The sequence below is a fragment of the Paracoccus sp. NFXS7 genome (assembly GCF_040148865.1).
GTDB classification, from domain to species: Bacteria; Pseudomonadota; Alphaproteobacteria; order Rhodobacterales; family Rhodobacteraceae; genus Paracoccus; species Paracoccus marcusii.
This window is the reverse complement of record NZ_JAKEKV010000002.1, coordinates 301,181-321,230: the sequence shown is the minus strand read 5'-3', so window position 1 is coordinate 321,230 and position 20,050 is coordinate 301,181. Positions and strand designations below refer to the sequence as shown.

Here is a 20,050-nt window from a genome sequence, read left to right as displayed (position 1 = left end):
GCATGCGCGTCAGCACTGATTTTTAATGGGTCAACCGAGTGGTCAACACATCTGCAATTTTCTGTTGATCGAACGGTTCTTGCAGCATGTCGAACAACGGCTTGATTGCATTTGGATCCTGTGAAAATCTTTCATAGGACATCATGATAGAACATTCTTTGTGTCGATCGTGATACTCCGAAAACCTCTGATCCATGTCGCGCACAAGCTTCTCAACATCTTGTAACTTCCAATCTTTCCACCAAGCAGATTTTGCGACATCTTCAATGTTGCGCGTATTGAATATGAAAATCGGATCTTTGAAATGAAAGCGCATAAAGTCGAGTAAGTCGGGAAATCTATCGCCAAGTGCGTTGTATCGGATTTCCTTGAATCCAAAATATTTTGCGTTCCGTGGTGGGGTGATTACGTTGTCGATCATAGAATCGATCATGCCAGCAGCAAATAGCGCAGGACGAATATTTTCTGCGCCAAACCACGGATGATTCGACTTTCGTTCTTCGTTCCCCCAAGTGCCTCGCGTCATTCGCGCCCTCATGGCGGCATTCCAAATTGTTTCAATAACGTTATGGTTCTCACCCCGGATTGTGCAGTCCGGCAGCGTTTGTACAAGACTTTGAAGAAGGGTTGATCCGGTTCGGCCATAGGTGACAATAAAGATATTGCGTTTTAACGCAGGAAACCGCGCATTGAGCCTATGAGTATTGGATATCGTCATCCCTGTATTCCCAGTGTTTGATTGAGAGATCGCAGCGGTTGCCGCATTGCCGCCAGCGTCTGATCTGGCCGCCATCGCTTTTGCTTTTATGCTTGCGAGATCTGATAGAGGAAATTTTGGAAGGGCGGCGTCACATATCTGTTGGGCACATGCAAATTTTTTTCTTTTTATCGCGTGATTTGCCATTACACGATGATATTGAACGGCAGCTTTACGGTTTCGTGCAAGAATCTGAAATTCGCTTTTATCCAGCGACATTTCGATCATTTTCTGGGTTGTTAGCTTTAGCAGCCCCATTTGAGAGAGGAGAGGAGAAACCCCATGACCACCACCAGGAAGGTTGAGGTGCGTTGTTTTCGCCGGGTTACCAAATCGACGTGCGTGCCGCCTATCCGGTCGATCAAGTCCATCATACACTACGTAACAGTGCCTAGCATAAGCAACTCCTTCAGCGGCTTCACTGTAAGGCAAGCTCCAATCCTGGGCCTTCCCTTCGGAATATCGCCACTCCCACGGAACTTTTTTTGCATCTAATGTGCTCTGCGGACTGAACGCAATAACAAGAGAATTAGGCGCAAGAGGTGCAAATGCTGCTGCAGCAAAACCACCCATTGATCCTCCGCTCATGATCACCCTGTCGAATGATGCGAAAAACCCGCCATCTCGGAGCGACTCTAACGCTTCTATTATCTTCGGATCTCTATACCAAATAGCGCGACGAGCTATAACACCAAGGATGGAAAAGCCTTCGCTGCGATAAAACTTGTCTCCCCATGTCGGTCGACCAATATACGGCTCTTGCGCTGGACGTGCGGCGTTGTCGAAACTTACGATTAGAGTTTCATTTCCTGGTTCAAACTGAAGCCTGTGATCGCCAAGCTCCCGAACGAAGGCTTCTTGTGGTCTGGGCGTGCGCTTTGCCTTGCGTTGAAAAAGATGCCTAAACATTTATAGGGGCTCTGCAGCAAAAGCCGGCATATCAGCGGCGTGGTTTGTGAACTTCTTTGCCGTGTCAAGCGCCTCTCTGATCGTCACGTCCATGTCCAGATAGCGATACGTGCCGAGGCGGCCCACGAAGGTCACGCCGGGGGTGTCGTGGGCCAGGTCGACATACTGCTCCAGCAGGGATTTCTCCTCTACCAGGCGGATCGGGTAATAGGGCGTGTCGCCCGGTTCTGCCGCGCGGGAGTATTCGCGATAGCAGACGGACCCCTGGTGGCTCTCCCAGGGACTGAAGTGCTTGTGCTCGGTGATGCGGGTATAGGGCACGTCGCGGTCGCCGTAGTTCATCACCGCACAGCCCTGATAGTCGCCGTCATGGCTGAAGCGTTCGAAATCCAGCGTCCGATAGCCAAGGCGACCCAAGCGGTAGTCGAAGTATCCGTCCAGCGGCCCCGACCAGAAGACGTGATCGGTCTCTGCCGCCATCTCGGCGCTGTATTCGGTGCCCAGTTCTACCGTGATCCGCGGATGGTCCAGGATGGCCGCAACCATCGCGGTATAGCCGTCCTGCGGCATCCCCTGGAAACGGTGGAAGAAATAGTTGTCGTCATAGTTGAACCGCACCGGCAGCCGCTTGAGGATCGACGCCGGCAGTTCGGTCGGCGAACAGCCCCACTGCTTTTCGGTGTAGCCCTTGAAGAAGGCCTCGTAGAGTTCCGGGCCCACGAACCGCAGGGCCTGCTCCTCGAAGCTCTGCGGATCGGTGATGGTCGTGTCGGCCTTGGATTCGATGAAGGCGCGCGCCTCCTCGGGGCGCAGGGTGGTGCCGAAGAACTGGTTGATCGTCAGCAGGTTCACCGGCAGCGAATAGACCCGGCCCTGCGCGGTCGTCTTGACCCGGTTCTGGAACGGCATGAAGCGCGCGAAGCGGTTGACGTAATCCCACACGCCTTCGTCGTCGGTATGGAAGATGTGCGGGCCATAGACATGCATCATGACGCCGGTGTCGGCATCGCGTTCGGTATGGCAGTTGCCGGCGATATGGGGGCGTGCGTCGATGATGCGGCAGTCATGCCCGGCCTCGGCCAGCTCCCGCCCGATCACGGCACCGGACAGTCCCGCACCCACCAGAAGAATTCTCATTGCCCCGCCCCGCCTTTGCGCATGGTCGACAGTCCGTCATGCTTTGGCCGATGCTATAGCGTGCCGGGAAGGGCAGGCCAACAGGCCGCCGCCTAGGCGACGGCTGAAACCTGCTGCTGCTGACAGATCCAGTCCCAGCTGTCGCGCATGCCCTGCTCCAGCGGGATGGTGGGGTTCCATCCGACCGCCTTTCGAATGCGCGCGATGTCCAGGATGATCCTGGGCACGTCGAAGCCGCGGCCGGGTCGATAGAGCGGCGACAGATCCCGCCCGGTGATCTGTGCCGTCAGCTCGACGATGCGCTTGACCGATGCGCCTTCGCCCGAACCGGCATTGAAGCAACCGTTGATCGGCGATTCCAGGGCGATCGCCGACAGCGCCGCAAGGTCGCGGACGTCGATGAAGTCGCGGATGACGCTGCCGTCGCCCCATACCTCAATCTGTTCGCCGCGGGCGATCTTCCACAGATAGGTGCCGATGATGCCCTGCAGGCCGGCATGACCCTGGCGCGGGCCATAGGGATTCGAGGCCCGCAAGGCGACGAAATCCAGCCCATGCAGCTTGCGCTCCATGTGCAGATAGTTCTCGATGGCGACCTTGACGATCCCGTAGGAACTGATCGGCTGCAGGGGGTGGCTTTCGGGCACCTCCTCGCACTGGGGCACGCCATAGACGGTGCCGCCCGACGACAGGAACACCAGCTTGTGGATGTTGCGGGCCCGCATCGCGTGCAGCAGCCGGACGGTCGCGATCAGGTTGCCCTCGATGTCGGCGCACGGGTTCAGGTTGGAGGTCGCGGGCACCGTCGTGCTGGCGCTGTGGATCACTGAATCGACATCGCGCAGGGCAACCTTCAGGACATCCTCGGATGAGAAGCTGCCCTTGACGTATTCCACCCCGGGCAGGGGGGGGCGGAAGGCTTCGGGTTTCATGTCCAGCACGCGGACGTTGTGTCCGCGGGCGACAAGCGCGTCGACGATATGAGATCCGATGAAGCCGCAGCCGCCGATCACTAGGGTTCGGTTCATGAATGATAATCCGTTATTGTCGCGGTATTCCGTCGAAACGCGGGCTGATCGTGACTGACATGCGCGGCGCAACGTGGCCTTGGCACGATCACCCATACCGGAAACATGCTGCATTGCAAACAACTGCAGGGCTGGCCATAAGCCCTGTACGGTCACCGCAATCCGGGTCTTTGGACAGCACCGCGTCGGCGGAACAGGTCACCCCGAGGGAGCAGGCACAGTGTTGATCCTACACGCTAAGGCAAGCCAGCAGGCACAGGCATTGTCTGCCGAGCTTTTGAAAGAAAACGACTTCCTTGTGCTTGCCGGGCCGGTGGGGGCATTCGATGCCACCGCCTTGCACCCCGGGCCGGGTCGGGTCGGCGGGACCGTTCTGCGCTTTACCCACCTGACCCCCCGGCCATCTGCCTTTCAGGTGTTGGCCGACTGCGCCTGCCTCTGTCAGCGGCTTCTTGCCGAACATCTGTGCGCCCTGCGCTATCGTCAACCGCAGGACGAACAGACTGCCTTTTCCGGCGATGCCCCCGTCGCCTGGTCGGCGCAGGCGGAGGGAACCGTGACCGCATTCCGCCTTGCGCCGATCGTCGCCAGCAGTCCGCTGCTGATGTCGCTGTCACGCGATCTCTGTGGCCGGTCGATGTCGGACGACCGGCGCTTTGCCTTTCTTGCCGCCGCCTTTGCAGGAGCCTGAATGCCACAACTGAACGACATCTGGACGGCCCTTGCCGGTCGCGCCGGGATCGCGGACCGACGCCCTGATTTTCGCTTCGACCCGGCATTCTACGCCCGCACTTATCCCGAGATCGACGGTGACGATGCCGCGCTGCTGCGCCATTTCGTCGACTGCGGAAAGGCCGAAGGCCGCAACGGCACGTATTACAGTCTCCTGCGCCGACAGGCGCCCCATATCGACGGTGCCCTGGACAGGCTGGTCACGGACCCGGGCATTCGCGCGGCGATCGACGCCGGGCATCCCGATGCCCTGCACTTGGCGTTCGAGGCGATCCTGCTGGGCGCTCCGGTCGATGCGGCCATCTCGGACTTTTCGATGTCGGCCTATCTGGAATGGTATCCCGACATCGAGGCGGCGGGGATGAACCCGTTGATGCATTATCTGCGCTTCGGATCGGTCGAGGGTGGGCGCCGCACCCTTGCGGATCTGCGCAAGGGACTGCACCGGGGCCAGCAGGTGTTCCGGCCCGAACTACCCACCGTCCTGATCTGCGTCCACGAGATGTCGCGCACCGGCGCACCGGTCGTCGGGCGCGATCTTGTCCGCGAGGCAAGCCGGACCCACAACGTCGCGGTCGCCGCCCTGCGCGGCGGGGACCTGCTGGACCAGTTCCTGCCGCACTGCTGCGGCGCGCTGGTGACCCAGAACCCGCTGCGCGAGATGCCCTACCTGAACGCCGACGTGTTCCGCCGAATCGACCATGCGATCCTGAATTCCGTCGAATGCGCGCCGTTCATCCATCCGCTGGTCGCACAGCAGGTGCCGTTCGCGGCCTATATCCATGAATATTCTGACTATACGTTCCCGTCATGGAAGTCCCTGTACATGGCGGCCTTTGCGGATCTGCTGATCTTCTCCTCCGAACATGTCCGCGACAGCTGGCAGGGGCGCCTTGCGGATGTCGACTTCGACACCGCGACTGACAGCACCATCATTCCCCAGCACCCGCTGATCGACGGGCAGGTCACCGAACGGCGCCGGGTCGAGGCGCGACGCAGGATTTCCGCGGCCCTGGGCCGTGATCTGGCAGATGCGCGCATCGTCTGCGGCGCGGGCCATGTCCAGTGGCGCAAGGGCACCGACATCTTCGTGCAGGCGGCGCAGATCTGCGCCGATGCGGACCCCGACACCGTGTTCGTCTGGATCGGCGACGGCCGGAACCACCAGGACATGGGGTTCGGCGTCTGGTTCGACTATCACCTCCGCCAGGTCGGCGCGAACCGGCCGGACGGCAACCTGTTCATGCTGCCGGCGGGTCCGCTGTATCTGGACGTGATGGACGCCGCGGATTCGATGTTCCTGTCCTCGCGGCTGGACCCGCTGCCGAACGTGGTCTTCGACGCGGTGCGGCGCGGCCAGACGATGGTCTGCTTCGACGGAGCCACAGGCTTTGCCGACGACCGGTATCGCGGATCCGACCGGATCACGCGCACCCCCTATGCCGACCCGGCCGCCGCGGTCCGGGCCCTGCTGGCGCTGCCCCGCAAGACGGGAGCGCCGGACCAGGACCTGCCCGCCGCCGATGACGATGGGCCGCGACTGTTCCACCGCATGCGCAGCGCCTTGCACGACCGCCTGGTGCAGCAGCGCAACTTCGTCCTCGGCGAAAGCCGGATCGACATCCCGCTGCTGTTCACCAAGTCCGAGGCCGACCGCCCCCTGCGCCGGCAGGAACGCGAGAAGCTGTTCCGCTATGGCCGCCGGTTGCTGTGGCGCGACGTGGACGACGCGCGTACGACCGTCGCCGCATCCGACAACTGGGTGCACCGCCGCCTGCGCCTGGAGGAGTATCGGGCCATCGCGCCGGACGACGCCGGGGTGGCGGACTTTGCCATCCACGTCCATGCGTTCTACATCGACGATCTGGACGACGATCTCCGCGATCAGGCGGCCTTCGCACGGGCCTCGCGCATCGTCGTGACCACCGATACCGAGGCCAAGGCCGACCGGATCCGCCAGATGGGCGCCGACCGCGGCCTGACCATCCAGACGCAGCTGGTGCCCAACCAGGGCCGGGACATCCTGCCCTTCCTGCGGCTGTTCGGGCGCGACGGCCTGGCGGGCGACGATCGCATCTGGTGTCACCTGCATCAGAAGAAGTCGGTCCAGACGACCTCGCACGGCGATGTCTGGCGGCGTTTCCTGCATCGCATCCTGCTGGGCGACCACGACATGCTGTCCTGGGCCGTCCGGCGGATCGCCGACCCCGACGTGGGCCTGGTCGCGCCGTTCGAGCCGCATTTCGTGCCTTGGGACGATTCGCGGCGTCTGCTGGCGGGCATCGCGGACCGCTTTCCGGGACCGATGCCGCAGAACCCGCTGCTGTTCCCGGTGGGAAACATGTTCTGGACCAAAGCCGATGTCGCCCGGCAGATGCTGGACCTGTTCGGAGAGGACCACCCCTGGCCCAATGAACCGATCCCGACCGACGGCACCGAGTACCACCTGATCGAGCGCCTGTGGCCCGCCATCGCCGCGCGGATGGGGCTGGATTCGGTGTTTCTGCACAAGGATGATGAGGAGCGGGTCTGACCCGGCGCCGCGCCTTCGTTCAAACGAATATGTGTGTGGGATCTGCGGACAAGCCTTGGACCACACTTAAGCAGGAGACGTCATGGTCAAGCTGATCGTTCATATTGGTCACGGCAAAACTGGGTCCAGTTCCATCCAAGAGACCCTTCTTTCAGGGCGCGATATTCTTGCTGATCAGGGAATAGCCTATCTTGGACTTATGCTGGAGCATGGTGGAGGGTTGAACCGCCATGATTGGCAGAAGCGGTCTGGCTCTGACATCTTCTTCGCCAATGCCCGCGATCCTCTCACCGCTAACGGCGAGATGTTCGCCGCTTTGTCGGAGGCGCTGTCACAATGCGATCGTGACGGCGTCACCAAGGCTATTTGGAGCAACGAATGGCTGGCACCCCGCTCGGGGATGGTGCTCCCGGCGTTGCAGAAGATCGCCGAGAGTGGGCACGAGATCGAAATACAATGCTACGTCCGCCGTCACGACAAGTGGGCGATCAGCGCCTATTCGCAGTGGGGCCTAAAGCATAAGTCATACGACGGCAGGGTTCGTGATTTCGAGAGCTGGATGCCGGTTTTCGGAGGACGATCGATACGGTTTGCTGACGACATAAAGCCGTGGCACGATGCTTTTTCCGACAAGGTGAAGGTGTTCAACTTCGACGCCATAGGCGATGTTGTCGAACATTTTCTGGTTAATAATCAAATCGCAGGGGTACGGCCTATTAATGAGAACGTATCTCCGTCTGCAGTGGAGATTGCGGCGCAGGCTGTTTTCAACAGCAAGCATCCCATTTCAATGCGCCCCTCAGAGTACGACAAGGTGGCTAATCTTCTTCGGCGTGATGCTGGGATTGAACAACCTTTGTCGACCATCGACAAGTTGTTTCCCAGTCAGGATGCATTGAAGACGCTTTTGGATGATCGCAGAGATGATATCGCAACCTTGAACGAGCATCTCGCACGAAACGGGCAGCCAGAACTGGACTTTACTACGCCTCCCCGGCCAGTTGAGCATCCCACGCCTTGGGCAATGGACCAATATCTTTTGCGTCTTGTCTTCGGCCTGAATGATGAACTGATAGCGCTACGCGCTCGGGTTGCGACGCTTGAGGCTTCACACAAGGCCAAGGAGAAGTAACTTTCTCTTGAACGCCTTGCAGGCATTTGCGATGGGCAGGAGACCGTCACGCAGACAGTCGGTCCCTGCCCGCCAGGCAGACCGACCCCCTTTGGGAGGAGGGGCGCGCTGCCTCTGACCCCGACCGGAGACGCATCAGATGACCTCGACCAGCCCGCAGACCGACCTGACCGTGCCGCCGGTCAGAACCGCCCTGATCGTGCTGGGCATGCACAGGTCGGGAACTTCGGCGTTGGCGGGTGTGCTGGGGCATCTGGGTGCGGCACTTCCGCAGGACCTGATGGCGCCCTCGGACATGAACGCCAAGGGGTTCTTCGAATCAAACCGCATCACCGGGCTGAACGACCGTCTGCTGGCGCAGGCTGGCTTCACCTGGTGGGACCCGCGCCGCTTTCCCGCCGCATGGTTCGACACCCCCGAGGCGGCCACCCTGCTGGACGAGGCCGTCGAGGTGCTGCGGGCGGATTACGGCGATGCGGCGCTGTTCGTCATGAAGGACCCGCGGATCTGCCGCCTGCTGCCGTTCTGGACTGCCGCGTTGGACCGCTTCGGTGCGCAGGTCCGGATCGTGCACACGCACCGTGCCGCGTGGGACGTCGCCGCGTCGCTGGCCCGGTGGGCGGAGTACGAGCCCGAGTTCGGGCTGGTGCTGTGGTCGCGCCACGTCCTGGACGCCGAGGCCGACAGCCGCGCACTGCCGCGCTGCTTCACCAGCTTCGAGGCGCTGATGGACGACTGGCGCGCCGTGGCCCGCCATATCGCCGACGCGCTGGACCTGGACTGGCCGCGGGGCCCGGATCAGGCCGGCGCCGCGGTGGACGATTTCCTCAGCCGTGACCTGCAGCATTTCCGCGGCGCATCGGCGACCGGTCCCGACGGACAGCCCCTGCCTCCGGTGGCGGCAGAGTTGCAGCAGGTCCTGGGCGCATGGGTCGATGAGGGAGAATCGTCGCAGGATCACGATCGCCTTGACCGCCTGCGGTCGGCGCTGGATGCCAGCGGGCCGCTGTTCGACGGATTGGCCCTGCGGACCGTGCATCGTGCCCGTCAGGTGGCACATCTGTCGGGCCGGGTCGAAAGCCTGACGGCGGACCTGACCCAGGCGCACCGGGAGCTGAGCCGTGCCGGGCAGGAGGCCGACCGCCGTGACGCCCAGATCGCCGAACAGGCAGAGCGTCTTGAGGTCATGGAGCGGCGCCAGCACGTCGCGTCGGTCCAGTTGCGACAGCTGACCGAACAGCGCGAACGCGAGATGCAGGAGCGCCTGCGGCTGGCCATCGCACTGGACGACCCGAACGCCATGGCGGACCGGCTGGACGACCTTGCCGAACGCGTGGAACGTGTCACCGCCGAACGCCGCAGGGAGCGTGACCGCCTGAACGCCGAAGCCGAGGCGATGACCGCCGAAGGCGCGCGGCTGCGCGAGGATCTGGCCACGGCCCGTGCCGAACGCGATGCCGCGCAGCGCTGGGGTGCGACCCGCGAGGCGGAGCTGCTGGCCAGCACCTCGTGGCGCGTGACGGCGCCGCTGCGTGCGGTGTCGCGTGTGGCGCGGCGGCTGCGGCCCTAGTCGCGCTGCCAAGGGCGCAGCTCGGCCTCCATCCAGGTGCCATGGGCGGCGTTGGGAAAGACGATCCAGTCCTGGCCGAAGCGGTCGGCGTGGTCTTCGGTCAGGCGGTGCTGATCCTCCAGCGCGGCGCCGGCGAAGGCGCCATGGAAATCGTGCAGCGTGTCGCCCAGCTGCAGCACGATGCGGTGCCCGTCCTCGACCTGCGCGCGGCGGGCGGCCTTGGGCGGACCGAACAGCAGGACCTGTTCGGCGCAGACCTGCGGCAGGCCGAGACGCGACAGGGTCGCGATGGTGGCCAGCTTGTTCTCCTCGAACCGGTCCGAGACGTAGAAGATCGTGACGCCCAGGTCGTCGGCCAGCGCAAAGAACTCGGCCGCGCCGGGGATCAGGTGGGGGTTGCCCTCGCGCTCCCACAGCAGCCAGGTGTCGATGTTCTGGAACATCCCCTCGTTGTGCATCGCGGCCGCCATGACGGCGCTGTTGTCCAGGATCGTCTCGTCGATGTCGCTGAGGATCGCCAGCCCGGCGCCGCCGCCGGCCTGGTCAACGGCGGCACGCAGGCGCAGGGTGGCCAGCGCATAGCATTGCCGCTGCAGGGCGCGCACCTCGGCCGAGGCCTGCTGATAGCGGACGGCGATGGCGTGGTCGTGAGGCGTGCGGGTGGGCTGCATGATCTGTCCTTTGGTCGCGCGCAGCATAGCTATGCCGCGCGCGCCGCCGGGTCAAATGACGGTCCGGTGGTCTGCGCCGCGGCGTCAGATGGCGGGCGCGGGGATGCGATAGGGCGCCTCGCGGACGGGCAGGTGGATCAGGGCGCTGAAGGCCCCGATGCCCACGCCGATCCACCAGACCAGGAAATAGTCGCCCGACGCGTCGTACAGCTTGCCCCCCAGCCAGACCCCCATGAACGATCCCAGCTGGTGAGACAGGAACACGAACCCGTAAAGCGTCCCCATGTAGCGCAGCCCATAGATATAGGCGACCAGACCCGAGGTCAGCGGCACCGTGGCCAGCCACAGCCCCCCCATGACCAGCGAGAACACGACCACCGTGGCAGGCGTCATCGGCGTCAGGATGAAGGCCGCGGCGGCGATGGTGCGCAGCGTGTAGATGCCCGCCAGCAGGTATTTCTTGGTATAGCGCTTGCCCAGATATCCCGCGAGGATCGCCCCGCCGATATTCGCCAGCCCGATCAACGAGATGGCGATCGCCCCAAGCGCCGACGTGGTGGTGATGCCAAGGCCCGCCAGCATGCCGGCAGGGTCGATGGGGCCGCACATCTCGGTGATCATCGCGGGGAAATGCGCGGTGATGAAGCCCAGCTGATAGCCGCAGGAGAAGAACCCCGCAAAGATCATCATGAAGGACGGGTCGCGGAACGCGCGCCGCAGCACGGTGCCCATGCTGTCCTCCAGCTGCGACGGGGTCGCGGGCCTGCCGTCCCCCAGCATCGGCAGGAACAGCATCGTCGACAGGACGATCACGCCGAAGATGATGAAGACCGACTGCCACGGATAGAAGGCCAGCAGCCCTTCGGCCAACGGCGCGCCGAAGACCTGTCCCGCCGATCCGGCGGCGGTGGCGATGCCCAGGGCCAGGCTGCGGTTGTCGTCGCTGGCGGCCCGGCCGACCACGGCCAGGATCACCCCGAACCCGGTGCCCGCGATGCCGAAGCCCACGATGATCTCCAGCAGCTGGATGCTGGCGGGCGTCGTGGCGAAGGCGGTGAGGATCAGGCCGGAACTGTAGAGGATCGCGCCGACGATGATCGCCCACCGGTCGCCCCAGCGTTCCGCCATCGCGCCGAAGATCGGCTGGCCGATGCCCCAGGCCAGGTTCTGGATCGCGATGGCCAGCGAGAACTCGGCCCGCGGCCAGCCGAAATCCTGTGCGATGGGAATCTGGAACACGCCAAAGCTGGCGCGCAGTGCAAAGTTGATCAGCAGGATCAGCGATCCGCCGATCAGCACGGGTGTCAGGATGCGGGAATGGGGCATGGCTGCGGCCTTGGATGGGGTCGGCCGCAGCGTTGCCCCCGGCATGGGGGCGCGTCAATCACGCAATTGTCAGGATGCAATCGCCGCCGGTCAGCGGCGCTGCACCTCGGACTGGATCGAGAAGCGCGAGGCGGGGATCGTTCCGCCCTTTGACATCTCTCCCAGGATCACGGTGGTCTTCTGGCCGGTATCGTCTGTGACGACCCACTGGCGCAGCTCTGTCGGCGCGGTGAACACCATCTGGATGGTGCCGTTCTGCGGCCGCTGCGGGTCCTGCGCGGTGACGACGGTGCCGTTGTTCTGTTCGCTGTGACCGGTGACCATGCCTTGGCGGCCCAGGTTCACGTTGGCGTCCAGGATGATCGACAGCGGCGTCTGGGACAGGGGATACTGCTGCGGGCCGCCGTTCGACTTGCCGTCGAAGATCGCCACGTTGCCGCCCGATGCCAGAACCAGCGTCGGGTCGTTGTCGTATTCGAACCGCACCCGGCCGGGACGCTGGATATAGACGGTCCCCGTCGATACCGTGCCATCCGGGTTGATCTGCGTGAACTCGGACGTGACCGTGGTCAGGCTGTTGAGATAGCGCGAGATCTCGGACAGCGGAATACGTTCGGCCAAGGCCGGAAAGGCCATGGCGACAAGAAGGGCGGGCGCAAGGGCGAGGGTGCGTATGTTCATGGTCCCGATCATATCCTTTCGCTGTTGCGATGCACATCACGTCTGACGGATGAACGCGCAGCCAACCATCGCGCGTCCGTGACGGTTCCGCATCATTTGTTTCATGCCCGATGCCTTGCGAAGAACGCATGGGGAACATATCTTTCCCGGCATGGCACAGCGCACCTTGCAGGACAAGCTGGCGATCCTGTCGGACGCCGCGAAATACGACGCCTCCTGTGCGTCCAGCGGAACGACGCGACGCGATTCGCGGTCGGGGGGCATCGGCTCGGCCGGGGGCACGGGGATCTGTCATGCCTATACGCCGGACGGGCGCTGCATCAGCCTGCTGAAGATCCTGATGACGAATTTCTGCATCTATGATTGCGCCTACTGCATCAACCGCGTCAGCAGCAATGTCGAACGCGCCCGGTTCTCTCCGGAGGAGGTGGTCCGGCTGACGCTGGAATTCTATCGCCGCAACATGATCGAGGGGCTGTTCCTGTCGTCGGGCATCATCCGCAGCCCGGACCAGACGATGGGCGACATGGTCCGCATCGCGCGGATGCTGCGGATCGAACACGGGTTCAAGGGATACATCCACCTCAAGACGATCCCCGACGCCTCGCCCGACCTGGTGGCGCAGGCGGGGCTGTTCGCGGACCGCCTGTCGGTGAATGTGGAACTGCCCCAGGATGCCAGCCTGCGCCACCTTGCCCCAGAAAAACGCCCCGAGACGATCCGTGCGACCATGGCCGACGTGCGCCTTGGCCGCGAGGCCGCCAAGGACCGCAGCCATACGGGCAAGCGCCCGCCGCGCTTCGCCCCCGCCGGGCAGTCCACGCAGATGATCGTCGGCGCGGATCAGGCCACCGACGTCGACATCCTGAACACCTCGGCCAATCTCTATTCGGGGTATCAGCTGAAACGGGTCTATTACTCGGCCTTCAGCCCGATCCCCGACGCGTCGGCCATGCTGCCGCTGATCAAGCCGCCCCTGATGCGCGAACATCGCCTGTATCAGGCCGACTGGCTGATGCGCTTTTACGGCTTTGACGCGACAGAGATCGGGTCGGCGCATCCGTCGGGCAACCTGGACCTGGCGATCGATCCCAAGCTGGCCTGGGCGCTGGCCAACCGGGCGCAGTTCCCCGTCGATGTTGCCCGCGCCCCGCGCGAGATGCTGCTGCGCGTGCCGGGCTTCGGCACCAAGACCGTGGGCCGCATCCTGACCGCGCGCCGGAGCGGCGTGCTGCGATACGCGGACCTTTTGCGCATGGGCGCGATCATGTCCAAGGCCCAGCCCTTCGTCACGCTGCCCGACTGGACGCCGGGCGCACTGACCGACAGCGCCGGCCTGCGGGCGCGCTTTGCGCCGCCGCCCGAACAGCTGTCGCTGTTCGGATGATCCGGGTCACGCTGCCGCGGTTCGGACGCTTTGACGCCTGGCGTCAGGCCGCTCGCGATCTGGCCAGCGCACGCGTCCCGATGGAGGACGTGACTTGGGCCGACCCTGACACGCCCCCCGACCTGTTCGGCGCCGACCCGGCCCCGCCGCCGGGCGATCATCCGGTGATCGCCACGCAGGAGTTCCTGCAACTGGCCCGTCAGGTCGCCAGCCATTCGGACCCGGAACGCTGGTCGCTGCTGTACGGGGCACTGATGCGGGCGCAGGGCGATCGGCGCTTTCTGTCCAATCCCGCCGATCCAATGATGGACCGCCTGTCGCGCATGGTGAAATCGGTGCGCCGCGACATCCACAAGATGCACGCCTTTGTCCGGTTTCACGAACTGCCCTCGGACGGGCCGCGCCGGGCCTTCGGTGCGTGGTTCGAACCCGAACACCCGATCCTGGAGGCCGGGACGCCGTTCTTTGCAAAGCGGTTCGCCGACATGGACTGGCTGATCGCCACGCCCGAAGGCACCGCCCGGTTCGACGGCGACACCATCGCCTATGACGACCCGGCCCCGCGCCCCGATCTGCCCGACGATGCCAGCCATGACCTGTGGCAGACCTATTTCGCCAACATCTTCAACCCCGCGCGCATCAAGACCAATGCAATGCGGTCCGAGATGCCCAAGAAATACTGGAAGAACCTGCCCGAAACCCGGCTGATCCCCGACATGCTGGCCGATGCGCCGCGCCGGGTTCAGGCCATGCGCGACGCGGGTGCGACCGATGCGCCGGCCTTCGCGCCCAAGATCACCGCCCGCCTGCGCCAGCAGCCCGACGACAGCATCCCCGACACGCTGGAGCAGGCCGCGTCCCAGGCCGCCCGCTGCACCCGGTGCGAGCTGTGTCATGCGGCCACCCAGACCGTCTGGGGGCAGGGTGATCCTGCCGCCCGCCTGATGCTGGTGGGCGAAGCGCCGGGCGATCAGGAGGATCTGGCGGGCCTGCCCTTCGTCGGCCCCGCGGGCCAGCTGTTGCACCGGACCATGGCCGAGGCCGGGCTGGCCCCCGACCGCGCCTGGATGACCAATGCGGTCAAGCATTTCCGTTTCACCCCGCGCGGCAAGCGCCGCCTGCACCAGACGCCCGACCGCGACCATGTCGATCAGTGCCGCTGGTGGCTGGACCTGGAATGCCGCATGGTCGCGCCGCGCCTGACCGTGGCCCTGGGGGCGACGGCGGCCTTCGCGCTGACCGGCAACCGCAAGCCGCTGACGCCGCGCCGCGGTCTGGTCGAACCGGCACGCGACGGCGGCCCTGTCCTGATCACCTGGCATCCCAGCCTGATCCTGCGCCTGCCGCCCGACCGCGCGCCTGCGGCCTTGGCCGAACTGCGCGCCGATCTGGCGCAGGCCGTGCAGATGGTGGCCTGAGGCGTCAGCCGAAGACCGACCAACCGGTGAATTCGGCCAGCCGTTCGGCGGCCAGCGTGCCCATCTGCGAATTGCCCCATCCGTCCAGACCCGGCGACCAGATCGCGATCGACGCCTTGCCCGGCGCGATGACCAGCAGCCCACCCCCCACGCCCGATTTCGCAGGCATGCCCACGCGGAAGGCGAAATTGCCCGACCCGTCATATTGCCCGCAGGTCATCATCAGCGCGTTGATGCGCCGCTGTTTCACCGGGGCCAGCAGGGGCGGCGCGCAGTCCAGCCCGGCGATCACCCGGCCCGCGCGGGCCAGCTGGATGCAGGACATCTCGATCGCGCATTGGTGGACATAGGTGCCGATGACATGATCCGGCGGATTGCGCAGATTGCCAAAGCTGCGCAGGTAATGCGCCAGGGCCGCGTTGCGGTATCCGGTCCGCGCCTCGGACCGGGCGACGGCCTTGTCGATGTGGATGTCGTCATCCTCCGCCGCCGCGCGCACGAAGCCCAGGATCTCGGCCAGGGTCTGCTGGGGGCTGCGTCCGGTCAGCAGCTGGTCGGTGACCACGATGGCGCCCGCGTTGATGAACGGATTCCGGGGCCGGCCCTTCTCCTGTTCCAAGAGCAGGATCGAATCGAACCGGTCGCCCGACGGCTCGCGCCCCACGCGCAGCCACAACTGTTCGCCGATGCGGCCCAGCACGCAGGCCAGCGCGAACACCTTGCTGACCGACTGGATGGAAAATCCCCGATCCGCCTGCCCGGCGGTCAGCACCTGTCCGTCCGCCAGGGCCACGGCGATGCCGAACTGATCGGGGGCGACGCCGGCCAGTTCGGGGATATAGTCGGCGACCTTGCCCCAATCGGCGGCCTTGCGGATGTCGCGGTCCAGGTCCTGCAGAAAGCGTTCAAGCGTCATGGCGTCCCCCGATGCTGCGCAGAGCCTATGGCGCGAAACCGCCGCCCGGGGAAGGTTAAAGCGCCTGACCCGCCAGCATCCGCGGCATCGGCGACACGGACAGCCCCGCCGCCTGCCGCATGAAGCCGCGCCGCAGTCCCGGCAGTGCATCGACCACCCCCATGCCCGCGCCGCGCAGCCCGGCCACGGCCGGATTGTCGGTCGCGAACAGCCGGTTCACCCCGTCCATGCCCAGTGCTAGCGTCGTCGCATCCGGTCTGCGCCACGCCTGATACCGCTCCAGCACCAGCGTGCTGCCGATATCCTCGCCGCGTCGGGCGGCATCGACCAGCACCTCGGCCAGGGCGGCGACGTCGCGCAGGCCCAGGTTCAGGCCCTGGCCCGCGATGGGATGGACCCCATGCGCCGCGTCCCCCACCAGCGCCACGCGGTCGGCGACATAGCGTTCGGCCAGGGACAGCGACAGTGGATAGCTGAAGCGCGGCCCCGCCAGCGACAGATCGCCCAGGAAATCGCCAAAGCGCGGCCGCAGGACCGCCAGGAAGGCGGCGTCGTCCAGGGCGGCGATGGCTGCGGCGTTCGCGGTGGTTTCCGACCAGACGATGTTGCTGCGGTTGCCCGGCAGGGGCAGGATCGCCAGAGGCCCGGTTGCCATGAAATACTGATGCGCGATGCCCTGATGGGGCAGAGCATGGTCGATGGCCGCGACCAGCGCGGTCTGGCCGTAATCCCAGCCCTGGCGCCGGATGCCCGCGCGCGTGGCCACGCCCGATCCGCGCCCGTCCGCACCGATCAGCAGCCGCGCCGTCAGCCGCTGTCCGTCAGACAGGATCGCGGCGACGCCCGCCGGGCCGACCTCCTGGCCGGTGACGGACAGGCCGGGCAGGGTGGTGACCGTGCCCTCCATCGCATCAACCAGGGCGGCGTGCAGGAAGCGGTCCTCCAGCATATGGCCCACCGGGCCTTCGCCCAGTTCGGCGCTGTCGAAATGCAGGAAGAAATGGCCCGCGCCCTCTCCGGGCTGGCCTTGGGTCGCCTTGATCTGGTGGATGGGCTGGGCGTCGGGGGCCAGCCGGTCCCACAGGCCAAGCGCCCGCAGCACGCGGACCGAGGCGATGGCCAGCGAATAGGCCCGCCCGTCGAAACCTGCCCCCGACCGCGCGCGCGGGGGGCGCGGATCGACCACGGCCACGCGCAGCCCGGCCTGGGCCAGCGCCAGCGCAAGGGTCGGGCCGTTCAGCCCGCCCCCGGCCACCACGATGTCGAAATCCTGTGTCATGGCCCGCAGCTTGCACGGGGCCGGGGCAAAGGCAATGCGGCGCGGGGCCTCACGCGCCCTCCCGGGCCAGCAGCGCGGCCAGACCGGTGCGATAGTCGGGATAGCGCAGCGTGACGCCCAGATCGCGCTTGATCCGGTCGTTCCGGACCCGCTTGCTGTCGCCATAGAAGGACCGCGCCATCGGGGTCATGTCGGCCTGATCGAAGGGCACCGCGGGCGGTAAGGGCAGGCCCAGCAGGGTCGCCGCATGAGCGATCACGTCCTGAGGCGGGGCCGGGTCGTCGTCGCAGACGTTGTAGATGCCGATCGGGTCGGGCGCGTCGATCGAGGCCAGCAGGACCTGGGCAATATCCTCGACATGGATGCGCGAGAAGACCTGGCCGGGCTTGATGATGCGCCGCGCGGTGCCGTCGCGGACCTTCTGGAACGGACCGCGACCGGGACCATAGATCCCCGCCAACCGGAAGATGTGCAGCGGCAGGTCATGCGACCGCGCCAGGTCCTGCCATGCGCCTTCGGCGGCGATGCGCGCCTGGCCGCGCGGGCCCGATCCGTCCAGGACCGAATCCTCGTCGACCCAGCCCCCGTCGCGGTCGCCATAGACGCCGGTGGTCGACAGATAGCCCAGCCAGCGCGGCCGCGCGCGGGCCAGGTCCTCGCGGAACACGGCCAGAACCGGGTCGCCGTCCGGTCCGGGCGCGGTGCTGACCAGGATCGCGTCGGCCTGGGCGATGGCCGTGCGCAGCGCATCCTCGGACCCCGGCCACAGCAGGGGCACGGCGCCTGCGGCCGCGACGCGGTCAGGGTCGTCGCGGGTGGTGCCGGTGACCTGCCAGCCGCGGGCGGTCAACAGGGGTGTCAGGAAGCCGGCGCTGTAGCCGTGACCGAAAACGAGCATCTTCATGACGGCACCGTAACGGCGCGCGCGTGGCTGCGCCAGACGCTTGCCTGCCGCCTGCCGCGCTGGCAGGGTCGGCGCAGCAAGAAGGACAGATCCGATGACGACAGACGCCCGCTTTCTGCCGGTCCAGACCCCCGACGCCGCGGCGCCCCGCGACTTTACCGACGCGGCCGCGGCCGTGGCCCATCTGCGTGCGCTGTACGACCAGGCGACCGGCTTTCTGCTGGGCCATTTCACCGCCATCCTGGAAGGCACGTCCCCCGTCGCGCGCTATCGCGCCTTCTACCCCGAGGTGCGGCTGATCGTCCCGACGCATGGCAAGATCGACAGCCGCCTGTCCTTCGGCCATGTGGTCGCGCCCGGCGTCTATGCGGCCACGGTGACGCGCCCCGACCTGTTCCAGCATTACCTGACCGAGCAGCTGGGCCTGCTGATCAAGAATCACGGGGTGCCGGTGACCATCGGCCTGTCGGACACGCCCATGCCTGTCCATTTCGCGGTCGCCGCCCAGAGCGACCTGGCCGTCCCGCAGGAGGGCGTTTTGGATTTCAGCCTGCGCGACGTCTTTGACGTGCCGGACCTCAACACCATGAACGACGACATCGTGAACGGCGTGGCCGGCGCCATGTCCGATGGCAGCCAGCACCTGGCGGCGTTCACCGCGCAGCGTGTGGATTATTCGCTGGCGCGCCTGGCCCATTACACGGCGACCGCGCCCGAGCATTTCCAGAACTTCGTCCTGTTCACCAACTATCAGTTCTATGTCGACGAGTTCGAGGCCTTTGCCCGCCGCGTCCTGTCGGACCCGGACAGCGGCTATACCGCCTTCGTCGCCCCCGGAAACCAGCAGATCACCGACGGCCATGACACGATCGTGCCGCTGTCCAAGCTGCCGCAGATGCCGACCTATCACCTGAAACGCGCGAACGGGCAGGGGATCACGCTGGTCAATATCGGCGTCGGCCCGTCCAACGCCAAGACCGCCACCGACCACATCGCGGTGCTGCGCCCGCATGTCTGGCTGATGGTGGGCCATTGCGCGGGCCTGAGGAACAGCCAGTCCCTGGGCGATTTCGTCCTGGCCCACGCCTATCTGCGCGAGGATCATGTGCTGGACGACGATCTGCCCGTCTGGGTGCCGATCCCGGCCCTGGCCGAGGTCCAGGTCGCCCTGCAGGAGGCCGTGGCCGAGGTCACCCAACTGGACGGGTACGAGTTGAAGCGCATCATGCGCACGGGCACCGTCGCCACCATCGACAACCGCAACTGGGAGCTGCGCGACCAGTCCGGCCCGGTCCACCGCCTGTCGCTGTCGCGCGCGGTCGCGCTGGACATGGAAAGCGCCACGATCGCCGCGAACGGGTTCCGGTTCCGCGTCCCATACGGCACGCTGCTCTGCGTCAGCGACAAGCCGCTGCACGGAGAGCTGAAGCTGCCGGGCATGGCGACGGACTTCTATCGCACGCAGGTCGCCAACCATCTGCTGATCGGCATCCGCGCGATGGAGAAGCTGCGCGACATGCCGCTGGAGCGCATCCATTCGCGCAAGCTGCGGTCCTTCAGCGAGACGGCGTTCCTGTAGCGCGGCGGCAAAACACCAGCAAACGCGGGTTTTCGCGCGCGGGGCGAAAAAGGCTTGATCTGCCCGTCAAAACCGTGTGTAGCAGGCGATA

The 20,050-nt window shown here is 65.2% G+C and carries 16 protein-coding genes; 7 read left to right on the top strand and 9 right to left on the bottom strand.

Annotated features, from left to right (window positions below):
• Nucleotides 1-22: 22 nt before the first annotated feature.
• The 3 genes from LZ686_RS06260 to LZ686_RS06250 all read right to left on the bottom strand — a co-directional run bounded on the left by LZ686_RS06260 (nucleotide 23) and on the right by LZ686_RS06250 (nucleotide 3,831).
• Complete coding sequence (locus LZ686_RS06260; protein ID WP_347917644.1) at nucleotides 23-1,666, bottom strand: sulfotransferase; 1,644 nt, start codon at nucleotides 1,664-1,666, stop codon at nucleotides 23-25.
• Nucleotides 1,667-2,803: a UDP-galactopyranose mutase gene (gene glf, locus LZ686_RS06255; RefSeq protein ID WP_349547296.1), complete on the bottom strand. Its 1,137-nt coding sequence runs from the start codon at nucleotides 2,801-2,803 to the stop codon at nucleotides 1,667-1,669.
• 92 nt (nucleotides 2,804-2,895) lie between these two features.
• A complete protein-coding gene (locus LZ686_RS06250; protein WP_139598255.1) occupies nucleotides 2,896-3,831 on the bottom strand; it encodes an NAD-dependent epimerase/dehydratase family protein in 936 nt (311 codons plus the stop codon).
• A 262-nt stretch (nucleotides 3,832-4,093) separates the two neighbouring features.
• Here LZ686_RS06250 and LZ686_RS06245 point away from each other — a divergent pair, with 262 nt between their 5' ends.
• The 4 genes from LZ686_RS06245 to LZ686_RS06230 all read left to right on the top strand — a co-directional run bounded on the left by LZ686_RS06245 (nucleotide 4,094) and on the right by LZ686_RS06230 (nucleotide 9,798).
• A complete protein-coding gene (locus LZ686_RS06245) occupies nucleotides 4,094-4,522 on the top strand; it encodes a hypothetical protein (RefSeq protein WP_349547295.1) in 429 nt (142 codons plus the stop codon).
• Nucleotides 4,523-7,096 carry a rhamnan synthesis F family protein gene (locus LZ686_RS06240; RefSeq protein ID WP_349547294.1) on the top strand — a complete coding sequence of 858 codons (2,574 nt, stop codon included), beginning with the start codon at nucleotides 4,523-4,525 and terminating at the stop codon, nucleotides 7,094-7,096.
• Between the two features lie 82 nt (nucleotides 7,097-7,178).
• Nucleotides 7,179-8,228 (top strand): hypothetical protein, encoded by a 1,050-nt coding sequence (locus tag LZ686_RS06235; protein WP_273744060.1) that lies wholly within the window; start codon nucleotides 7,179-7,181, stop codon nucleotides 8,226-8,228.
• A 139-nt stretch (nucleotides 8,229-8,367) separates the two neighbouring features.
• Complete coding sequence (locus LZ686_RS06230; RefSeq protein ID WP_349547293.1) at nucleotides 8,368-9,798, top strand: sulfotransferase; 1,431 nt, start codon at nucleotides 8,368-8,370, stop codon at nucleotides 9,796-9,798.
• On the opposite strand, the gene LZ686_RS06225 is transcribed toward LZ686_RS06230, so the two are convergent.
• From LZ686_RS06225 to LZ686_RS06215, 3 genes are all read right to left on the bottom strand, one after another.
• Nucleotides 9,795-10,469, bottom strand: coding sequence for an HAD family acid phosphatase (locus LZ686_RS06225; RefSeq protein ID WP_295169237.1), 675 nt, complete (start codon nucleotides 10,467-10,469; stop codon nucleotides 9,795-9,797). The two genes, LZ686_RS06230 and LZ686_RS06225, sit on opposite strands and share 4 nt — an antisense overlap.
• Nucleotides 10,470-10,553: 84 nt before the next feature.
• Nucleotides 10,554-11,795 (bottom strand): MFS transporter, encoded by a 1,242-nt coding sequence (locus tag LZ686_RS06220; protein WP_127897557.1) that lies wholly within the window; start codon nucleotides 11,793-11,795, stop codon nucleotides 10,554-10,556.
• A gap of 90 nt (nucleotides 11,796-11,885) precedes the next feature.
• Entirely contained in the window at nucleotides 11,886-12,476 is a 591-nt protein-coding gene (locus LZ686_RS06215) for a LolA family protein (protein WP_045982343.1), read from the bottom strand.
• Between the two features lie 151 nt (nucleotides 12,477-12,627).
• Here LZ686_RS06215 and LZ686_RS06210 point away from each other — a divergent pair, with 151 nt between their 5' ends.
• Together LZ686_RS06210 and LZ686_RS06205 are read left to right on the top strand one after the other, a co-directional pair.
• On the top strand, nucleotides 12,628-13,863 hold the full coding sequence (locus tag LZ686_RS06210) for a putative DNA modification/repair radical SAM protein (protein WP_349547292.1): 1,236 nt from the start codon (nucleotides 12,628-12,630) through the stop codon (nucleotides 13,861-13,863).
• Complete coding sequence (locus tag LZ686_RS06205) at nucleotides 13,860-15,281, top strand: UdgX family uracil-DNA binding protein (protein WP_349547291.1); 1,422 nt, start codon at nucleotides 13,860-13,862, stop codon at nucleotides 15,279-15,281. Before LZ686_RS06210 ends, LZ686_RS06205 begins: the two co-directional genes overlap by 4 nt.
• Before the next feature lie 4 nt (nucleotides 15,282-15,285).
• Here LZ686_RS06205 and LZ686_RS06200 read toward each other — a convergent pair whose 3' ends face one another.
• From LZ686_RS06200 to LZ686_RS06190, 3 genes are read right to left on the bottom strand one after another with little or no spacing between them, the layout of a single operon-like run.
• Nucleotides 15,286-16,197, bottom strand: coding sequence for a glutaminase (locus LZ686_RS06200; protein WP_045982290.1), 912 nt, complete (start codon nucleotides 16,195-16,197; stop codon nucleotides 15,286-15,288).
• Nucleotides 16,198-16,252: 55 nt separating this feature from the next.
• On the bottom strand, nucleotides 16,253-17,476 hold the full coding sequence (locus tag LZ686_RS06195; RefSeq protein ID WP_349547290.1) for a UbiH/UbiF/VisC/COQ6 family ubiquinone biosynthesis hydroxylase: 1,224 nt from the start codon (nucleotides 17,474-17,476) through the stop codon (nucleotides 16,253-16,255).
• Between the two features lie 49 nt (nucleotides 17,477-17,525).
• A complete protein-coding gene (locus LZ686_RS06190) occupies nucleotides 17,526-18,380 on the bottom strand; it encodes an SDR family oxidoreductase (protein ID WP_349547289.1) in 855 nt (284 codons plus the stop codon).
• A 94-nt stretch (nucleotides 18,381-18,474) separates the two neighbouring features.
• On the opposite strand from LZ686_RS06190, the gene LZ686_RS06185 reads away from it, so the two are divergent.
• On the top strand, nucleotides 18,475-19,959 hold the full coding sequence (locus tag LZ686_RS06185; protein WP_349547288.1) for an AMP nucleosidase: 1,485 nt from the start codon (nucleotides 18,475-18,477) through the stop codon (nucleotides 19,957-19,959).
• The last annotated feature ends 91 nt before the right edge of the window (nucleotides 19,960-20,050 follow it).

Coding starts and splice junctions, on each gene's coding strand:
- LZ686_RS06215 (WP_045982343.1), bottom strand. CDS start 12,476: ATGAACATACGCACCCTCGCCCTTGCGCCCGCCCTTCTTGTCGCCATG.
- LZ686_RS06210 (WP_349547292.1), top strand. CDS start 12,628: ATGGCACAGCGCACCTTGCAGGACAAGCTGGCGATCCTGTCGGACGCC.
- glf (WP_349547296.1), bottom strand. CDS start 2,803: ATGAGAATTCTTCTGGTGGGTGCGGGACTGTCCGGTGCCGTGATCGGG.
- LZ686_RS06230 (WP_349547293.1), top strand. CDS start 8,368: ATGACCTCGACCAGCCCGCAGACCGACCTGACCGTGCCGCCGGTCAGA.
- LZ686_RS06250 (WP_139598255.1), bottom strand. CDS start 3,831: ATGAACCGAACCCTAGTGATCGGCGGCTGCGGCTTCATCGGATCTCAT.
- LZ686_RS06220 (WP_127897557.1), bottom strand. CDS start 11,795: ATGCCCCATTCCCGCATCCTGACACCCGTGCTGATCGGCGGATCGCTG.
- LZ686_RS06225 (WP_295169237.1), bottom strand. CDS start 10,469: ATGCAGCCCACCCGCACGCCTCACGACCACGCCATCGCCGTCCGCTAT.
- LZ686_RS06260 (WP_347917644.1), bottom strand. CDS start 1,666: ATGTTTAGGCATCTTTTTCAACGCAAGGCAAAGCGCACGCCCAGACCA.
- LZ686_RS06200 (WP_045982290.1), bottom strand. CDS start 16,197: ATGACGCTTGAACGCTTTCTGCAGGACCTGGACCGCGACATCCGCAAG.
- LZ686_RS06240 (WP_349547294.1), top strand. CDS start 4,523: ATGCCACAACTGAACGACATCTGGACGGCCCTTGCCGGTCGCGCCGGG.
- LZ686_RS06195 (WP_349547290.1), bottom strand. CDS start 17,476: ATGACACAGGATTTCGACATCGTGGTGGCCGGGGGCGGGCTGAACGGC.
- LZ686_RS06205 (WP_349547291.1), top strand. CDS start 13,860: ATGATCCGGGTCACGCTGCCGCGGTTCGGACGCTTTGACGCCTGGCGT.
- LZ686_RS06185 (WP_349547288.1), top strand. CDS start 18,475: ATGACGACAGACGCCCGCTTTCTGCCGGTCCAGACCCCCGACGCCGCG.
- LZ686_RS06190 (WP_349547289.1), bottom strand. CDS start 18,380: ATGAAGATGCTCGTTTTCGGTCACGGCTACAGCGCCGGCTTCCTGACA.
- LZ686_RS06235 (WP_273744060.1), top strand. CDS start 7,179: ATGGTCAAGCTGATCGTTCATATTGGTCACGGCAAAACTGGGTCCAGT.